This is a genomic window from Variovorax sp. CCNWLW235, assembly GCF_037204085.1.
Taxonomy (GTDB): domain Bacteria; phylum Pseudomonadota; class Gammaproteobacteria; order Burkholderiales; family Burkholderiaceae_C; genus Variovorax.
The window spans coordinates 1-16,420 of record NZ_JBBCBW010000002.1 but is presented as its reverse complement, the minus strand read 5'-3'; the positions used below and the strand labels follow the sequence as shown (position 1 = coordinate 16,420).

Annotated in this window: 17 protein-coding genes; 9 read left to right on the top strand and 8 right to left on the bottom strand. The window is 66.4% G+C overall.

The window, feature by feature from the left end:
* Window positions 1-81 precede the first annotated feature (81 nt).
* The 4 genes from V9L21_RS02585 (at window position 82) to ligD (ending at window position 6,677) form a co-directional block, all read left to right on the top strand.
* Complete coding sequence (locus tag V9L21_RS02585; RefSeq protein WP_337308901.1) at window positions 82-1,581, top strand: ATPase domain-containing protein; 1,500 nt, start codon at window positions 82-84, stop codon at window positions 1,579-1,581.
* 65 nt (window positions 1,582-1,646) lie between these two features.
* Window positions 1,647-3,116 carry an ATP-binding protein gene (locus V9L21_RS02580; RefSeq protein WP_337308899.1) on the top strand — a complete coding sequence of 490 codons (1,470 nt, stop codon included), beginning with the start codon at window positions 1,647-1,649 and terminating at the stop codon, window positions 3,114-3,116.
* Window positions 3,117-3,123: 7 nt separating this feature from the next.
* Window positions 3,124-4,137, top strand: coding sequence for a lysylphosphatidylglycerol synthase domain-containing protein (locus tag V9L21_RS02575; protein WP_337308897.1), 1,014 nt, complete (start codon window positions 3,124-3,126; stop codon window positions 4,135-4,137).
* The gene (ligD, locus tag V9L21_RS02570) at window positions 4,116-6,677 is read left to right on the top strand and encodes a DNA ligase D (protein WP_337308896.1); all 2,562 of its coding nucleotides are present in this window, start codon (window positions 4,116-4,118) and stop codon (window positions 6,675-6,677) included. The genes V9L21_RS02575 and ligD overlap by 22 nt, the downstream gene beginning before the upstream one ends.
* Here ligD and V9L21_RS02565 read toward each other — a convergent pair.
* The 4 genes from V9L21_RS02565 to V9L21_RS02550 form a co-directional block, all read right to left on the bottom strand.
* Window positions 6,664-6,906 (bottom strand): hypothetical protein, encoded by a 243-nt coding sequence (locus V9L21_RS02565; RefSeq protein WP_337308894.1) that lies wholly within the window; start codon window positions 6,904-6,906, stop codon window positions 6,664-6,666. The two genes, ligD and V9L21_RS02565, sit on opposite strands and share 14 nt — an antisense overlap.
* A 162-nt stretch (window positions 6,907-7,068) precedes the next feature.
* Window positions 7,069-8,193, bottom strand: coding sequence for a phosphatidate phosphatase App1 family protein (locus V9L21_RS02560; protein WP_337308892.1), 1,125 nt, complete (start codon window positions 8,191-8,193; stop codon window positions 7,069-7,071).
* Window positions 8,190-8,711 carry a dihydrofolate reductase gene (locus V9L21_RS02555; protein ID WP_337308890.1) on the bottom strand — a complete coding sequence of 174 codons (522 nt, stop codon included), beginning with the start codon at window positions 8,709-8,711 and terminating at the stop codon, window positions 8,190-8,192. Before V9L21_RS02555 ends, V9L21_RS02560 begins: the two co-directional genes overlap by 4 nt.
* Before the next feature lie 19 nt (window positions 8,712-8,730).
* The gene (locus V9L21_RS02550; RefSeq protein ID WP_157613028.1) at window positions 8,731-9,570 is read right to left on the bottom strand and encodes a thymidylate synthase; all 840 of its coding nucleotides are present in this window, start codon (window positions 9,568-9,570) and stop codon (window positions 8,731-8,733) included.
* 36 nt (window positions 9,571-9,606) lie between these two features.
* Here V9L21_RS02550 and nthA point away from each other — a divergent pair, with 36 nt between their 5' ends.
* From nthA to V9L21_RS02535, 3 genes are read left to right on the top strand one after another with little or no spacing between them, the layout of a single operon-like run.
* Window positions 9,607-10,260 carry a nitrile hydratase subunit alpha gene (nthA, locus tag V9L21_RS02545; protein WP_337308887.1) on the top strand — a complete coding sequence of 218 codons (654 nt, stop codon included), beginning with the start codon at window positions 9,607-9,609 and terminating at the stop codon, window positions 10,258-10,260.
* Complete coding sequence (gene nthB / locus V9L21_RS02540) at window positions 10,257-10,922, top strand: nitrile hydratase subunit beta (protein WP_337308885.1); 666 nt, start codon at window positions 10,257-10,259, stop codon at window positions 10,920-10,922. Before nthA ends, nthB begins: the two co-directional genes overlap by 4 nt.
* Before the next feature lie 8 nt (window positions 10,923-10,930).
* A complete protein-coding gene (locus V9L21_RS02535) occupies window positions 10,931-11,305 on the top strand; it encodes a nitrile hydratase accessory protein (protein WP_337309574.1) in 375 nt (124 codons plus the stop codon).
* Window positions 11,306-11,445: 140 nt separating this feature from the next.
* On the opposite strand, the gene V9L21_RS02530 is transcribed toward V9L21_RS02535, so the two are convergent.
* Both V9L21_RS02530 and V9L21_RS02525 read right to left on the bottom strand, forming a co-directional pair.
* A complete protein-coding gene (locus V9L21_RS02530) occupies window positions 11,446-12,873 on the bottom strand; it encodes an FAD-binding oxidoreductase (protein WP_337308883.1) in 1,428 nt (475 codons plus the stop codon).
* Window positions 12,874-12,881: 8 nt separating this feature from the next.
* Window positions 12,882-13,286: a DUF2069 domain-containing protein gene (locus V9L21_RS02525; RefSeq protein ID WP_337308881.1), complete on the bottom strand. Its 405-nt coding sequence runs from the start codon at window positions 13,284-13,286 to the stop codon at window positions 12,882-12,884.
* Window positions 13,287-13,350: 64 nt separating this feature from the next.
* Between V9L21_RS02525 and V9L21_RS02520 the strand changes: the two genes are divergently transcribed.
* Window positions 13,351-14,562, top strand: coding sequence for a YihY family inner membrane protein (locus V9L21_RS02520; protein ID WP_337308879.1), 1,212 nt, complete (start codon window positions 13,351-13,353; stop codon window positions 14,560-14,562).
* 6 nt (window positions 14,563-14,568) lie between these two features.
* Here V9L21_RS02520 and V9L21_RS02515 read toward each other — a convergent pair whose 3' ends face one another.
* Entirely contained in the window at window positions 14,569-14,907 is a 339-nt protein-coding gene (locus V9L21_RS02515) for an Mpo1-like protein (protein ID WP_337308877.1), read from the bottom strand.
* A gap of 101 nt (window positions 14,908-15,008) precedes the next feature.
* Between V9L21_RS02515 and V9L21_RS02510 the strand changes: the two genes are divergently transcribed.
* Window positions 15,009-15,392 (top strand): thioredoxin family protein, encoded by a 384-nt coding sequence (locus V9L21_RS02510; protein WP_281149902.1) that lies wholly within the window; start codon window positions 15,009-15,011, stop codon window positions 15,390-15,392.
* A 62-nt stretch (window positions 15,393-15,454) separates the two neighbouring features.
* Here V9L21_RS02510 and V9L21_RS02505 read toward each other — a convergent pair whose 3' ends face one another.
* The gene (locus tag V9L21_RS02505; RefSeq protein ID WP_337308874.1) at window positions 15,455-16,279 is read right to left on the bottom strand and encodes an alpha/beta fold hydrolase; all 825 of its coding nucleotides are present in this window, start codon (window positions 16,277-16,279) and stop codon (window positions 15,455-15,457) included.
* Between the last annotated feature and the right edge of the window lie 141 nt (window positions 16,280-16,420).

The window sequence follows — 16,420 nt, the reverse complement described above, 5'->3', positions numbered from 1 at the left end:
CGAAGTCGTTTCCCCGCAGGCAGATCGCAAGCAGACAACAGGGCAGAAAAAGACCGTCTGCCCCATACGATGGAGGAAAAAATGAAACAAGACCGCGCGGCCGGGGCGGCCATGCAGGAAAGCCTGATGAAGGTCGGCGTGCCCGGCCTCGACGATGTTCTTGGAGGCGGGCTCACCGCCAATCGCCTTTACCTGGTCGAAGGCACGCCCGGCGCGGGCAAGACCACCATCGCCCTCCAGTTCCTGATCGAAGGGGCCAAGCGCGGCGAATCGGTGCTGTACGTCACGCTGTCGGAAACGGCGAATGAGCTCAGGGGCGTTGCGGATTCGCACGGGTGGGACCTGAGCGGCATCGAGGTGCGCGAAATGCTGCCTTCGGAAACCGCACTGGAGCCCGACGAGCAGTACACGATGTTCCATCCCTCGGAGGTCGAGCTCAGCGAAACCACGCTGCGGATCCTGTCGGATGTCGATGTGATCAAGCCCTCGCGGGTCGTGTTCGATTCGCTCTCCGAGCTGCGCCTCTTGGCGGGAAGTTCGCTGCGCTACAGGCGGCAGATCCTGGCGCTCAAGCAGTTCTTTGCGGGCCGGCAGTGCACCGTGCTGCTGCTCGACGACATGACCGCCATGAAGCACGACCTGCAGGTGCAAAGCATTGCCCATGCCGTGCTGCGGCTGGAGCAGATCAGCTCCGACTACGGCGCCGCGCGGCGCCGGCTGGTGGTCAGCAAATACCGCGGCCAGCAGTTTCGCGGCGGCTATCACGACTACCGCATCGAGCGCGGTGGGCTGCGCGTGTTTCCCCGCCTGGTGGCGGCCGAACATTCGGCGGCGCTCACGCAGGTGCGGATTCCGAGCGGCATCGAGTCGCTCGACGCCTTGCTGGGCGGCGGTATAGAGAGGGGAACGAGCACGCTGTTCGTCGGAGCGCCGGGTACGGGCAAGTCGACCGTGGCGGTGCAGTTCGCGCTTGCCGCCGCGCAGCGCGGCGAGTGCGCGGCGCTCTTCGTTTTCGACGAGAGCATTCATACCTTGCGCACCCGCTGCGAAAGCATGGGAATGGACCTGGGGCCGCACATCGATGGCGGCCGCATCAAGGTGCGGCAGGTCGACCCTGCCGAGTTGTCGCCCGGCGAGTTCGTGCACCTGATCCGGCTGGCGGTGGTGGAATCCGGGGCGGCGGTGGTGGTGATCGACAGCCTGAACGGCTATCTCAACGCCATGCCCGACGAGCGTTTTCTGATTGCGCAGCTGCACGAACTGCTCTCCTACCTGGGTCAGGCGGGCGTGGCCACGCTGCTGGTTGGCGCGCAGCACGGCCTCATCGGCATGCAGATGCAGACACCCGTGGATGCGAGCTACCTGGCCGACGCCGTGGTGCTGCTGCGGTACTTCGAGCTCGACGGCGAAGTGCGGCAGGCGATCTCGGTGCTGAAGAAGCGCGGCGGGGCGCATGAGCGGACCATCCGCGATTTTTCCATGACTGCCACGGGCCTGAAGATCGGCGAGCCGCTGCGTAACTTCAGGGGCATCCTGTCGGGCATTCCGATTCCCATCGACGGCGTGCAGCCCCAATCGTGAGCGCAGCACCGGCACCCGTCGAGCAGCGCATCCTGTTGCGAACCGCGACCTCCAGGGACGCCTTCATGGCCAATTCCGTCCTGGCTCGCGCGCAGATCGACACGCGCTCCTGCGCGAACCTGTGCGAGCTGGTGCGCGAGCTGCAGGAGGGCGCGGGCGCCATCATGCTGGCGGAAGAGGTGCTGGCCGACCCGGCCGCGGCTGCGCTGAACGAGGTGCTGGGTTCGCAGGCGCCATGGTCCGACGTTCCGGTGCTCATTCTTGCCCGCCAGGGCGCGGACTCACGCGTCATTGCCGAGGCCATGGACAAGCTCGCGAATGTCACGGTCATCGAGCGCCCGATGCGGGTGGCGTCGCTCATCAGCACGGTGCGCACGGCGCTGCGCGCGCGCAACCGCCAATACCAGCTGCGCGACCTGCTCGACGGGCTGCGCGAAGCCGACCAGCGCAAGACCGAGTTTCTTGCCACGCTGGCGCATGAGTTGCGCAATCCGCTCGCGCCGATGAGCACCGCGCTCACCCTGCTGATGCGAAAGCCGCATGAGGCCGCGGAAGCCATGCGCTACTACGAGTTGATGGGCCGGCAGATCGAGCACATGGTGCGGCTTGTGAACGACCTGATGGAGGTCTCGCGCATCACGCGCGGCAAGATCGAACTGCGCATGGAGGCGGTGGCGCTCGAATCGGTCATAAAAGATGCGATCGAACTGAGCCGCCCGTTGCTCGAAGGCGCGAAGCACGAGCTGACCACGGAGCTGTGCGCCGACCCGCTGGTGGTGCGGGGCGACGGCGTGCGGCTGACGCAGGTGTTTTCGAACCTGCTCAACAACGCTGCCAAGTACACGGCCCCGGGCGGCAAGATCAGGATTGCGCTGCGCGAGGAAGGGCGGCAAGCCGTGGTCGAGGTGTGGGACAACGGAACCGGCATTGCGCCCGAAATGCTGAAGTCGATCTTCGAGATGTTCGTTCAGGTCAGCGGCACCTCCAAGGCGGCGCAGGGCGGGTTGGGCATCGGGCTCACGCTGGTGAAGAGCCTGGTCGAACTGCACGGCGGCAGCGTCGAAGCCATCAGTGCGGGCCTGGGCCGGGGCGCGATGTTCTGCGTGCGCCTGCCGCTCACTCGCATCGGCTCGGGCGTGCCCAAGCCGCCGGCGACGGCCGTTGGCGGCTGGCCGCCCTCGCTGCCCAGCACGGTGCTGATCGTGGACGACAACCGCGATGCGGCCGATGCACTCAGCGACCTGCTGCAGTCGCTCGGAGCCTCGACCCACGTGGCCTACAGCGGCGACGCGGCGCTGCGCGCGGTGGCCGAAGGCGTGCTGCCCGGACTTGCGATCCTGGACATCGGCATGCCGGGCATGGACGGCTGCGAGCTGGCCATCAAGCTGCGCGCCAATCCCGCGCTCAAGGGGCTGATCCTTGTCGCACTGACCGGCTGGGGCCAGCAGGGCGACAAGGACCGCATTGCCATGGCCGGGTTCGACCACCACCTGCTCAAGCCGCTCGACCTTGCGGCGCTGGTCTCCGTTCTGTAGCAACACCATGAATCACGACGCCACCACGCTCTCGGCGCCCGGCCCCTCCACCGCGAGGCCGTCTCTGTGGCGGCGCTGCCGCCGCTGGCTGCTGCCGCTGCTCGGGCTCGCGGTGCTGGGCCTGCTGCTTTCGCATGCGCACAAGGTAGATTGGGCCGGCGCTTGGCATGCGTTGCAGCGCTACCCCGCCACGCTGCTGCTCGGCGTGCTGGGCATTGCAACCGCGAGCCATGCGCTTTACGGATGCTTCGACCTCATCGGCAGGCGGCACACGCGCCACCGCGTGCCGCGCTGGCGCACCTGGGCCATCGCCGTCACGAGCTATGCCTTCAATCTCAACCTCGGGTCTCTGGTGGGCGGCATTGCGCTGCGTGCACGGCTCTATGCGCGCGCCGGGGTGGACGAAACCACCGTGGCGCAGATCGTCGGCATCAGCCTGGCGACCAACTGGCTGGGCTACGGGCTGCTGGCGGGTGGCCTGTTTGCGGCGGGCGCCATCACGCCGCCGCGCCAGGCCAACATCGGGACGGACGCACTGCGCGTGCTTGGCGTGGCGATGATCCTGCTGGCCGCGGCCTACGTGGTGGCCTGTGCGTTCTCGCGCGGGCGGCAATGGCAGGTGAGGGGGCGGCGGCTGAAGCTTCCCTCAGCGCAGCTCGCGCTCGTGCAGCTCACGCTTTCCACCGCCAACTGGGCGTTGATGGGTTGCGCCATGTACCTGCTGCTGGGCCGGCAGGTGCCGTATGCGACCACGTTGAGCGTGCTGCTCGCCGCTTCCATCGTCGGGGTGATCACTCCCATTCCGGCCGGGCTGGGCGTGCTCGAGGCGGTGTACCTGGCGCTGCTCTCGGGCACCGTGCGGCAGGGCGCGTTGATGGGCGCCGTGCTGGCGTACCGCGCGCTCTACTACCTGCTGCCGCTGGCCGGCGGCGTCGTGCTTTACCTCTTGCTCGAACGCTATGCGGCGAGCCATCCGCAGGACGCGGGGAGCGACACACCATGGCGCGCGCAAACCCGCTGAAGCGCTACAAGGAGAAGCGCAACTTCGGCGTCACGCCCGAGCCGGAGGAAGGCGGTGCATCGGCGCCCGGCACGCTGCAGTTCGTGGTGCAGAAACACTGGGCAAGCCGGCTGCACTACGACTTTCGCATCGAGCTCGACGGCGCGATGAAAAGCTGGGCGGTGCCCAAGGGCCCGAGCTACGACACGCACGACAAGCGAATGGCCGTGCACGTCGAGGACCACCCCATTTCGTACAACCAGTTCGAAGGGGTGATACCGCCCAGGCAGTACGGCGCGGGCAAGGTGATCATCTGGGACAAGGGCACCTGGACGCCTATCGGCGATGCGCGCAAGGGCTACAAGGCGGGCAACCTCAAGTTCGAACTGCACGGCTACAAGCTCCGCGGCAAGTGGGCGCTGGTGCGCATGCACAGCAGCAAGGACGACAAGCAGGATGCGTGGCTGCTGATCAAGGAGCACGACGACTACGCCCGTCCGGCCGCCGAGTTCAGCGTGGTCGACCAGTTTCCGGACAGCGTGGCGGAGATGCCGATGCCCACGCCCGGCGCCGCGGCCGCGGCGCCCACGGCAGAGGCGACACCTGCACGTAAAAAACGCGGCAAGGCAGCGGGCAGCGGCATGCCGGCCGATGCGGTGAAGACCGCCATGCCCGACAAGCTTTCACCGCTGCTTGCCACGCTGGTCGACGGCCCGCCGGCCGACCCCGACAACTGGTTCTACGAAATCAAGTTCGACGGGTATCGCCTGCTCGCGCGAATCGACGCGAAGAAAGAGGTGCAGCTCATCACGCGCAACGGGCACGACTGGAGCAGCCGCATGCCGCAGCTGGTGCGCGCCATCAAGGCGATGAAGCTCAAGCCCGGTTGGCTCGACGGCGAGATCGTGGTGCTCAACGAATCCGGAAGCACCGACTTTCAAGCCTTGCAGAACGCGTTCGACAAGGAGAAGACGAGCAACATCGTCTACTTTCTTTTCGACCTGCCGTACTACGACGGCTTCGACCTCACCGGCGTGCCGCTCGTGGAGCGGCGGGCCTTGCTGCAGTCGCTGCTTGCCAAGGCGCCGCCTGAAATCCGCTTCAGCGAAATCTTCGATGCGCCGCCCGAAGACATCGTGGCGTCGGCCTGCAAGATCGGGCTGGAGGGCGTGATCGGCAAGCGCAAGAACAGCACCTATGCGTCGCGCCGCTCACCCGACTGGATCAAGCTCAAGTGCTCGCGGCGGCAGGAGTTCGTGATCGGCGGCTATACCGATCCGAAGGGCTCGCGCGTGGGCATTGGCGCACTGCTGATCGGCGTGCACGACGAAAAGGGCGACCTTGTTTATTCGGGCGCGGTGGGCGCGGGCTTCAACGGCCGCACGCTCAATGAAATGCTCGAGAGGCTGAAGCCGCTCGGCACCGACAAGCGTCCGTTCAAGGACCCGACGGAGAACGACCGCCGCGCGCATTGGGTCAAGCCGGTGCTGCTGGCCGAAGTCACTTTTTCGGAATGGACGAAGGACGGCCATGTGCGGCACCCGGTGTTCCACAGCGTGCGCACCGACAAGCCGGCCAAGGCCATCATCCGCGAGAAGCCGGTTCACCAGCCGAAGGCCAAGCCTGCAGCGGATGCCGGGCCCGAGCCTTCGGCCACGATGCCGGCCAACTTCAAGGTGTCGCATGCCGACCGCGTGGTCGACCCGACCACCGGCATCACCAAGGTCGAGGTGGTGCGCTTCTACGGCCTTGTCGCGCCGCTGATGATGGAGCACCTGAAGAGCCGGCCGGTGTCTTTCGTGCGTGCGCCGCAGGGCATCAAGGGGCAGCTGTTCTTTCAGAAGCACCTCGACGAGGGCCAGATGGCCGGTGTGCGGCAGCTCGATCCGGCGCTGTGGCCCGCGCACCCCGAGCTCATCGAAGTGGCCAATCCGCTCGGTCTGTTGAGCGCGGCGCAGATGAACGTCATCGAGCTCCACACCTGGAACGCAGTGAAGACGCTCATCGGCAAGCCCGACCGCATGACCTTCGACCTGGACCCGGGCGAGGGCGTCGGCTGGCCCATGGTGCTGCAGGCGACGGAGCTGATGCGCGTGGTGCTCGACGAACTTGGCCTGCCGTCTTTCTGCAAGACCAGCGGCGGCAAGGGGCTGCATGTGGTCGTGCCGCTCAAGCGGCAGTACGACTGGGACACGGTCAAGGATTTTTCGCAGGCCATCGTGCGGCACATGGCCCGCACGGTGCCGCAGATGTTCGTTGCCAAGAGCGGCCCGAGCAATCGCGTCGGCCGCATCTTCATCGACTACCTGCGCAACGGCTTCGGTGCCACCACGGTGTGCGCATGGTCGGTGCGTGCGCGTCCGGGCATGGGGGTGTCGGTGCCGGTGGAGTGGGCCGAGGTGCCCACGCTGGCAAGCGGCGCGCAGTGGACGCTCCGAAACATCCATGCCCGGCTCGACCGCGGCAACGACCCGTGGGCCGGCTATGCGAAGGCCGCAGTCAGTCCGGGTGCCGCGATGAAGCGGCTGGGGTTCGAGGCCGCGAAGCTCAGAGCTCGATGAAGGCCGAGGTGGCCTTGTTCAGCGCCAGCTTGCCCTTGGCGGTGATCGATTCCACCTGGGCGAGATGGCGTATCGCGCGGTCGTCCGGCGCGTGGCCGGTGGACGGCGGGATGAAAGCGGTCACCAGCTCGGCCGCACGCAGCACGCGCACCCTGTCGATGTCTGCTGGCGTGTGGACGACGTATGGCAATTTCTGTTCGGCGATGACGCGAAGAAACTCCATGGACATGAGCCGTCTCCTTGTCTAGATGGCGGTACAAACATTTTGCGGAAAAAATCACGTTTGTGCCTAATCCCTGCGCCGCGCACGACTTTTGGGTGTGTACCGAAGTGTTCGTTTTTGCGGACGCCTGAAACGAAGGTGCTGAATTTTTGTGGCGGCTGAAACCGCTTACCGCGCGACCTGCGTCGGGGACGGTCCCCTGTCGGCGGGAAGAATCTGCCAGCGTGCGGGGTCGATGCCGTCGAATGCCGTTGCATAGCGCCCGGAAGTGCTGTCTTCACCGGTTACATCGCGTATCGCGATGCTGTCGATGCGGCTGGGATGGGTGCGCGCCACCTGGCCGTAGATTTCGGGGTCGCTTTCGCCCGAATCGCCCACCAGCATGAACCGGCGGTGCGGAAAGTCGGCCAGCAGCCGCTCGATGGTGCCGAGCTTGTGCGTGCGCGAATCCTGGTCGCCCGGAATCAGCGTGCGCCAGCTGGTGCTCTCGCGCAGGTGCATGCTGCCGGTGGGAAAGCCCGCATCGCGAACGAAGTCGGCCAGCGCGGGGTAGAGCTGCATCGGGCTGGCCGAAAGATAGTGAAACCGCGTGCCGGGCGTTTGCGCCAGTGCACGGTAGTAGGCCGCCATGCCGGGCGCCGCCTCGAAGCGCCGTGCAAACGTGTTCAGCAGCATCTCGCGCCGGTCACGCACCTGCGTGCGCTTGATGGTGTCGTCGATGTCCGAAATGATCGAAAGGCCCTCGGCGGGAACGATCAGCGCCTGGCCCCTGAAGCGGTGCAGCAGCTCGCCGGGGCCGGTCACGGCATGGAACTTCAGCCATTCGTCCGAAGGCGATGCCTTGGGCGCGTCGATGACGATCCGCATGTCCATGCGGCCGTTGGCGCCCGAAGGCTGCGAACTCACGCGTGCAGGGCTGCCGTCGAAGTCGATCTCGAACACCTTGCCTTCTTCCGACTCGGCGTGGAACAGCGCCGTGCGCTGGTTGAAGCGCAGGCGCGCCGCGGGTGAGAGCTTGTTCAGGCTCAGGCCCAGGTAGCGCGCGAACGCGGCGTTCAGGCCCCAGCGCCGCTCGGGTTCGTACACCCAGGCGTGAATGTCGACCTCGAACCGGCCATCGCTGGTGGGGCGCGCCGTGCCCGGCATGAAGAGCGCCTCTTCATCGGGTTCGAGCCGCTCGGCCGCCTGCAGCGCCCGCATCGGTGCCAGGCCGCAAAGCAGTGCGGCGCCGGCCAGGAGGGAGCGGCGCCGCAGCGGCGGGACAGCGGGGCGTTGTTGGATGCCGCCGCTCATGCCTTGGGTGATTCCACGCGTTCGTAGGTCACGAAGCTGAAGTGGAGGCCTTCCTTGGCCGAGACGTGCGGCTCGCGCTTTGTCTCGCGCCACTCCGCGGGGGAGAGTTCGGGCGCGTGCGCATCGCCTTCGTAGTCGTGCGCAAGCTCGGTCACCACGGCGTACTGCGCGAGCGGTTCGGCTTCGGCATAGATCTGCGCGCCGCCGATCACCCATACATCGGGCACCTGCGATTCTTCGCACAGCGCGAGCGCTTCCTGCAGGCTGCCCACGCGGTGCGCGCCTTCGGCTTTCCAGTCGTCCTGCCGGCTGATGACGATGTTGTGCCGCCCGGGCAGCGGCCTGAAGCGCGGCGGCAGCGAATCCCACGTCTTGCGGCCCATGACGACCGGCGCGCCGGCCGTCTGCTGCTTGAAGTGCACCATGTCTTCGGGCAGGTGCCACGGCATGGTGCCCTTGGCACCGATCACGCCGTTGGCGGCGCGGGCGAAGATGAGGTGCAAACGCGGTGTGGGCATATCGGGCGGAGCAGTGCGGTCACACAGCCACGGGCGCCTTGATCGCCTCGTGGTGCTTGTAGTCGAGCACTTCGAAGTCTTCGTACTGGTAGTCGAAGATCGAAGCCGGCTTGCGCTTGATGTGGAGCGTGGGGTACGCGTAGGGCGTGCGGCTCAGCTGCAGCGCCACCTGCTCGGCGTGGTTGCTGTAGATGTGGCAGTCGCCGCCGGTCCAGATGAAGTCGCCCACGTCGAGGTCGCACTGCTGCGCCACCATGTGCGTGAGCAGCGCGTAGCTGGCAATGTTGAAAGGCACGCCAAGAAAGATGTCGGCGCTGCGCTGGTAGAGCTGGCAGCTCAGCTTGCCGCGCTCGCCGGGTGCCTGCGGCGGCGCCACGTAGAACTGGAAGAAGGCATGGCAGGGCATGAGCGCCATCTTCGAGAGCTCGGCCACGTTCCATGCGCTCACGATGATGCGGCGCGAATCGGGGTTGGTCTTCAGCGTCTTGATGACTTCGGAGATCTGGTCGATGTGGCCGCCGTCGGGCGTGGGCCAACTGCGCCATTGCACGCCGTACACGGGGCCCAGGTCGCCGTCTTCGCGCGCCCATTCGTCCCAGATGGTGACGCCGCGCTCCTTGAGCCAATTGTTGTTGCTGGAGCCGGTTAAAAACCACAGCAGTTCCTGGATGATGGACTTCAGGTGCACCTTCTTCGTGGTGACCAGTGGAAAGCCTTCGTTCAGGTCGAAGCGCATCTGGTGGCCGAACACGCTCTTGGTGCCCGTACCGGTGCGGTCGCTCTTGAACACCCCGTGGGTGTCCACGTGGCGCATGAAGTCTTCGTACTGGGAGCGGACGGGGCGGGCGGTCGAGGTCATGTTGGGAATTTTACGGGGCGGCGCTAGCATCGGCAGATGACCGGCCCCGACCACTCCCATGACCACTCCCACGATCACTCCCACGACCACAGCGAACTCGGCGAAATGGACCTGCGCGTACGGGCGCTGGAAAGCGTGCTCACGCAAAAGGGCTACATCGACCCCGCCGCGCTCGATGCGCTGATCGACACTTACCAGACCCGCATCGGGCCGCGCAACGGGGCAAGGGTGGTGGCGCGGGCCTGGGTCGACCAAAGCTTCCACGACTGGCTGATGGCTGATGCCACGGCCGCCATTGCCTCGCTCGGTTATACAGGTCGCCAGGGCGAGCACATGGTGGCGGTAGAGAACACCAATGACCGACACCACATGGTCGTTTGCACCCTGTGCAGCTGCTACCCCTGGCCCGTGCTCGGCCTGCCGCCCACCTGGTACAAGAGCGCGCCGTACCGTTCGCGCGCCGTGAAGGACCCGCGCGGCGTGCTGGCCGATTTCGGCACGGTGCTGCCCGAGACGACACGCATCCGAGTCTGGGATTCGACCGCCGAGGTGCGCTACCTCGTGATTCCCCAAAGGCCCGCCGGCACCGAAGGATGGAGCGAAGACGACCTCGCCACCCTCGTTTCGCGCGATTCGATGATCGGCACGCGGCTTGCCGATTCGCCAACTGCCGCAAGGAGCACCGCATGAGCTACGTGACGCATGCCGACCTCGGAGGCCAACCGGGCTTCGGGCCGGTGACGCCCGAGCCCGAGGGCGAACTCTTCCACGCCGGCTGGGAGCCGCGTGCGCTGGCGCTCACGCTTGCCATGGGCGCAACCGGCTCCTGGAACATCGATGCGAGCCGCGCGATGCGCGAGACGCTGCCGGACTACCGCGACCTGAGCTACTACCAGATCTGGCTGGGAGCGCTCGAGCAGCTGATGCTGCAGCGCGGACAGGTTTTTGCCGACGAGGTCGCGTCCGGCGAGATGCGCCATCCGGCCGCGCCGGTCGCCCGCGTGCTGCAGGCCCAGAACGTGCCCGCGGTGCTTGCGAAGGGCTCTCCGACGGAGCGCGCAGCGCCAGGCCCCGCGCGCTTTGCCGTCGGGCAGGCTGTGCGCATGCACATCGGCAAGGCCGACCATCACACGCGGTTGCCCGGCTATGTGCAGGGCAAGCGCGGCACCATTGAACATGTGCACGGCGCGCATGTGTTCGCCGACGCGAATGCACAGGGTCTCGGTGAACAGCCGCAGTGGCTCTACACGGTCGTCTTTGAGGAAGCCGAGCTCTGGGGCGATGCGGCGCCGCGCCAGAACCTCTCGGTGTCGGTCGATGCGTGGGAAAGCTACCTGGAGGCGGCCGCATGAAGGCCGGCATGAAGATCGACGTGCCACCGCTCGCGCTCGCGCCGGGCATGCCGCGCGATGCCGATGGCCCGGTGTTCCGCGAGCCGTGGGAAGCGCAGGCCTTTGCGATGACGCTCGCGCTGCACGAGCGCGGCCTGTTCAGCTGGGTGGAGTGGGCCGAAGCGCTTGCCGCGCAGATCACCGCCGCGCAAGCCGCCGGAGACCCTGATGCCGGAGACACCTATTACCGGCATTGGCTTGCCGCGCTCGAAGGGCTCGTGGCCCGCAAGGGCGCGAGCTCGGGCGACGAACTCGCGCGCTACCGCCACGCCTGGGACCACGCGGCCGACCGCACGCCGCACGGCCAGCCGATCGAGCTGCGCGGCGAAGACTTTCCAGGTTGAGTGTTTTGTCTTGCTCCTTCCCCCGCTGGGGGAAGGTTGGGATGGGGGCTGCCCCCGCATTCATCGCAGCGCGGGGTTGAAGGCCGCGTGCCCCCACCCCGGCCCTCCCCCGGGAGGGGAGGGAGAAATATCCGCAGGCCTTAGACGCGGATCACGCGACCCGGGTTCAGGATGTTCTTCGGGTCGAGCCCGCGCTTGATGGCGCGCATCATCTCCAGCGCCACCGGCGACTTGTGCTTCTCGAGCTTGTCGACCTTGAGCGAGCCCACTCCATGCTCGGCCGAGAACGAACCGCCGAACTTCTCGACCGCGTCGTACACCAGCGTGTTGATGCGCTCTTCCTCGTTCTTCAGGAAAGCCTTGGTGTCGATGTTCTCGGGTGCCTGCACGTTGTAGTGCAGGTTGCCGTCGCCCAGGTGGCCGAAGTTCACCAGCCGCACTCCGGCAATCTCGCGCGCCAGCAGCGCATCGGTCTCGGCCACGAAGGCCGGAATGCTGGAGACGGGAATCGAGATGTCGTGCTTGATGTTCAAGCCCTCTTCGGCCTGCGCAAGCGGAATGCTCTCGCGGATGTGCCAGAGCTGGTGCGCCTGCGCAAGGTTCTCGGCCACCACCGCATCGGTCACGCAGCCGTCTTCGAAAGCCGTTTCGAGCAGCGCCTCGAAGCGCGAACGCGCATGGTCTTCCGATTCGTTGTCGGAGTTCTCGAGCAGCACGCAGTAGGGCACGGCTTCATCGCCGATGAACGGCACGCGCAGTTGCGGCATGTGCTTGTCGACCAGGCTCAGCGCAAACTTGCCCATCACCTCGAAGCCGGTGAGGCCCGAGCCCAGGTGCTTGTGCGCAAGGCCCAGCAGCGTGACCGCATGGTCTAGCGAGGGCACCGCGGCCCACGCCGTGAGTTGCGCGGCGGGCAGCGGGTAGAGCTTCATCGTGGCTGCGGTGATGATGCCCAGCGTGCCTTCGCTGCCGATCATCAGGTCGCGCAGGTCGTAGCCGGTGTTGTCCTTGCGCAGGCCGCTGGTGCCTTCCCAGATTTCACCCTGCGGCGTGACCACTTCGAGGCCCAGGCACAGATCGCGCGTGTTGCCGTAGCGAACCACCTGCGTGCCGCCGGCATTGGTCGCAAGGTTGCCGCCGATGGTGCAGCTGCCTTCAGCCGCAAGGCTCAGCGGGAACAGGTAGCCTTGCTTCTCGGCCGTTTCCTGCAGCGTCTGCAGGATGCAGCCGGCCTCCACCGTCATCGTGAGGTTGGCGGCGTCGACGGTGCGGATGGCGTTCAGCCGCTGCAGGCTCAGCACCACCTGCGTGCCGCTGTCGTCGGGAATGGAACCCACTGCCAGCCCGGTGTTGCCGCCTTGCGGCACGATGGCCGTGCCGGCCGCGGCGCAGGCCTTGACCACGTCGGCCACCTGCTGCGTGTTGGCGGGCCGCACCACGGCCAGCGACTTGCCGCGCGCGCGCTTGCGCCAGTCTTGCTCGTAGGCGGCGAGGTCGCCCTCGTTCAGCACGTGCTGGGCGCCGACGATGGCGCGGAGTTGGTCGATGAGGGGAGCGGAAGAAGTCATTGGCGTCATCAGGTAGAAGCCTCCATTTGGCGGGCGGCCTTGGCGTTGCGAAGGCGCAGCCGCACATGCCAGGCGCAGGCGGCAAAGAGCATGAGGCACAGCAGCACCTCGACCAGCGCGAGCACCTGCCCCACGCCATTGGTGTCGCTCCATGCGCGCACCACGCCCTCGGTGAAATAGAGCCAGATCATCAGGCTGACCCAGCGGTAGGTGTACATGCGGTTCTTGTAGAGCCCCGCAAGCGGGATGACAAGCGGCAGCACCTTCAGCGCCAGCAGCGAGCCGCCCGGCCGCAGCGGTGCCAGCCACAGTTCCCACGCCAGGCCCAGCACGATGAGCCCGACAAGGCTGCCCACGGCAAGCCAGCGGGTGGCGCGGACGGAAGAAGAGGCGTGCGGTGTGATGATTTGCATGGATGGAACACCGCGGAGCTGGCGACACGAAGTGTGCAAAGACGAGGAGAGGGTTCGGGTTCTTATGATACCGGCCATGAATCGTCGTCAGCTGTGGAGGGATCTTTCGCGTTTTCCGTGGGGCAACACCGCGGCGGTGCTGGGCGAGCGTTTTCGCGAAGACCGCCTGGGCCTGACGGCCAGCAGCCTTACCTTCACCACCACCATTGCAATGGTGCCGTTCTTCACGGTGGCGCTGGCGCTTTTCACGGTGTTTCCGATGTTCGCCAAGCTGCAGGGGCGGCTGCAGCGCTGGTTCATAGAAAGCCTGATTCCGGACAACATTGCGCGCCAGGTGCTGGGCTACCTGAACCAGTTTTCCAGCAAGGCCGGCGGGCTGGGCATTGCGGGCCTGGTGGTGCTGCTGATCACCGCCATTGCGCTGATTCTCACCATCGACAAGACGCTCAACAACATCTGGCGGGTGCGCTCGCCGCGGCCTCTCGCCCAGCGTGTGCTCATCTACTGGGCCGCCATCACGCTCGGTCCGCTCATCCTTGCGGTGAGCCTGTCGACCACTTCGTATGTGTTTGCCGCGTCGCGCGACGTGGTGGGCGGAAGCATCCTGAAGCTGTTCTTCGACACCTTTGAATTCGTGCTGCTGGCGGCGGGCATGGCGTCGCTTTATCACTATGTGCCCAACACCAACGTGCGCTGGTCGCATGCATGGGCCGGCGGCATCTTCGTGGCGGCGGCCATCGAAATTGCCAAGCGCGTGCTGGGCTACTACCTGAGCCTGGTGCCGACCTATTCGGTGCTCTACGGCGCCTTTGCCACGGTGCCGATCCTGCTGGTGTGGATCTACGTGGCGTGGGTCATCGTGCTGCTGGGGGCGGTCATCGCGGCCTATCTGCCCAGCCTGCTGACCGGCGTGGCCCGCCGCGGCGGCCGGGCAGGGTGGCCGCTGCAGCTGGCCATGGAAGTGCTGCAGCAGCTGGCACGCGCGCGTGCCACGCCGGCCAAGGGCATGGGCGCGACCGAACTCGTCACGCGCATGCGGGTGGACACGCTGCAACTGGTGCCGGTGCTCGAAACCCTGGTGGCGCTCGACTGGGTTGCGCCCCTGGCGGAGGAAACGCCGAACGAAGACCCGCGCTACGTGCTGCTGGCCGATCCGTCCACGCCCATCGAGCCGCTGCTCAGGGAGCTGCTGATGCCCCGCGCCGAGCCGCTCGAAGACCTGTGGCAAAAAGGGCCGCTGCGGTCGCTGCGCCTGGGCGATGTGCTCCTTATTTAGTAGCGATCAGATCTTGACCTTGCCCAGCCAGATGTCGCGGTACATCGCCCAGTCGCCCATGAAGGAATAGAGCGGGCGCTTGAACGAGGCGGGCCGGTTCTTCTCGAAACCGAAATGCCCGATCCAGGCAAGGCCGTAGCCTGCGACCAGCGCGGCCAGCAGCCAGAGCGGATCGAGCGTGATCGCCAGGGCCACCAGGCACACCAGCGAAATGGTCGAGCCCACGAAGTGCAGGCGCCGGCAGGTGCGGTTGGCGTGCTCGGTCAGGTAGAAGGGGTAGAACTCCGCAAAGCTCTTGAAACGTCGCGGATCGACAGCAGATTCCGGGGCAGTCGTGGTGTTCATCGTGCGAGTCTCCTGAGCGCCAAAGGCGCTTTGTTCATAATAGCCACGACCTCGCGGCCGCACCACTGCGGCTTTGTATTCACACCTTCACCGCATCAGCTTTGAGCGCTCTTCCCGCCGCCCCCGAATCCGCCGAGCCGGCCGGCGCTGCGCCATGGGTCGTGTGCCTGTGCGCCGAGTGGTGCGGCACCTGCCGCGACTACCGGCCGCTGCTGGAGCAGGTGGCGCGGGCGCACCCGCAATTCCGCTTTGCATGGGTCGACATCGAAGACCACGCCGAGATTGCCGATGCGTTCGACGTGGAGACCTTTCCCACGCTGCTGATCGCCGGCGCCGAGGGCACCCGCTTTCTGGGCCCACTGCTGCCGCATGCCGAAACGCTCTCGCGCATGCTCGGCGCGCTGCAGGCGCCGCAGCCTTCCAGCCTGGACGTCGACCTGCTGCTGGCCGTGCTCGAGAAGCGGCCCGCCGAATTCGCGGTCTGACCGCACCCCGCATGAACGTACCGATCTTCGGCGCCCCGGATACGCCCCCGGGGCGCTGAAGCTCATGCGGTTGCTGGCGCCGCCGCACCCACAAAGTCGCGCAGCGCAAACAGCACTTCGTCGGGTGCCTCGCTCATCAGCGAGTGCCCCGCATGCACCGTGACGACTTTGCCTTGCTTTGCCTTGCCGGCGAGTGCCTTGGTGGCGCGCGGCGGCGTCATCTGGTCGGCATCGCCAAGCAGGAACAGCACGGGGCATTGCACGGCTTCGATGGCTTTTTCGCCATTGGCGTAGTCGTTGCAGGCCTTGAAGCCGATGTGGAACACGTTGGCATTGCGGTTGCTCGCGAGCACGCGGCGCATCAGCGCGCGCGAGCTGCCGTAGAGCCAGGTGCCCGGTCCGAGCGAGGAGGGGGGCGGCGCCAGCAGCGAGTGCGAGAAGGTGTTGACCATGGCAATGGCGCGCTGCGGATCGTTGAGCGCGCCGTCGAGCAGTGCGGGCGACACGGTCATCGGATAGGCCGTTCCCACCAATGCAAGATGAGTGACCCGTTCGGGCGCGCGTGATGCGGCTTCGAGCGCAATCAGTGAGCCGAAGCTGTGGCCCACGAGCGCGGCTTTCTGTACGCCGGCCGCATCAAGCAGTGCGATAACGAACTGCGCCGCGTCTTCCACGCTCGCAGGCGGCGGGCCTTCGCTTTTGCAATGGCCGGGCAGGTCGAGCGCCAGCACGTTCCAGCCGTGGTTGGCGAACCAGCGGCTTTGCAGGATCCAAACACTGTGGTCGTTGAGCACGCCGTGGATGAACACCACGGTGGGCTTGTTTGCATCGAAGGTCTTGCCGCCTGTGTAGCAATAGGTGGTGTGGCTGTTGACGGTGTAGTTCATGTCAGTTGCTCCGCCGTGCGTTGTGTTGCGGGCTGCTTGTGTTCGTGGCGCGTTCGTTCAGGGCGCGTGCAAAGGCCACCGGGTACTCCCCTCCGCGAATGTCCCCCGCCTTCGGCTCCTCCTTTATTTCGCTGCGGGGAG

Bases quoted from the DNA above. Each gene is read 5' to 3' on its own strand.
- V9L21_RS02585 (WP_337308901.1), top strand. From the start codon at position 82: ATGAAACAAGACCGCGCGGCCGGGGCGGCCATGCAGGAAAGCCTGATG.
- V9L21_RS02580 (WP_337308899.1), top strand. From the start codon at position 1,647: ATGGCCAATTCCGTCCTGGCTCGCGCGCAGATCGACACGCGCTCCTGC.
- V9L21_RS02575 (WP_337308897.1), top strand. From the start codon at position 3,124: ATGAATCACGACGCCACCACGCTCTCGGCGCCCGGCCCCTCCACCGCG.
- ligD (WP_337308896.1), top strand. From the start codon at position 4,116: ATGGCGCGCGCAAACCCGCTGAAGCGCTACAAGGAGAAGCGCAACTTC.
- V9L21_RS02565 (WP_337308894.1), bottom strand. From the start codon at position 6,906: ATGTCCATGGAGTTTCTTCGCGTCATCGCCGAACAGAAATTGCCATAC.
- V9L21_RS02560 (WP_337308892.1), bottom strand. From the start codon at position 8,193: ATGAGCGGCGGCATCCAACAACGCCCCGCTGTCCCGCCGCTGCGGCGC.
- V9L21_RS02555 (WP_337308890.1), bottom strand. From the start codon at position 8,711: ATGCCCACACCGCGTTTGCACCTCATCTTCGCCCGCGCCGCCAACGGC.
- V9L21_RS02550 (WP_157613028.1), bottom strand. From the start codon at position 9,570: ATGACCTCGACCGCCCGCCCCGTCCGCTCCCAGTACGAAGACTTCATG.
- nthA (WP_337308887.1), top strand. From the start codon at position 9,607: ATGACCGGCCCCGACCACTCCCATGACCACTCCCACGATCACTCCCAC.
- nthB (WP_337308885.1), top strand. From the start codon at position 10,257: ATGAGCTACGTGACGCATGCCGACCTCGGAGGCCAACCGGGCTTCGGG.
- V9L21_RS02535 (WP_337309574.1), top strand. From the start codon at position 10,931: ATGAAGATCGACGTGCCACCGCTCGCGCTCGCGCCGGGCATGCCGCGC.
- V9L21_RS02530 (WP_337308883.1), bottom strand. From the start codon at position 12,873: ATGACTTCTTCCGCTCCCCTCATCGACCAACTCCGCGCCATCGTCGGC.
- V9L21_RS02525 (WP_337308881.1), bottom strand. From the start codon at position 13,286: ATGCAAATCATCACACCGCACGCCTCTTCTTCCGTCCGCGCCACCCGC.
- V9L21_RS02520 (WP_337308879.1), top strand. From the start codon at position 13,351: ATGATACCGGCCATGAATCGTCGTCAGCTGTGGAGGGATCTTTCGCGT.
- V9L21_RS02515 (WP_337308877.1), bottom strand. From the start codon at position 14,907: ATGAACACCACGACTGCCCCGGAATCTGCTGTCGATCCGCGACGTTTC.
- V9L21_RS02505 (WP_337308874.1), bottom strand. From the start codon at position 16,279: ATGAACTACACCGTCAACAGCCACACCACCTATTGCTACACAGGCGGC.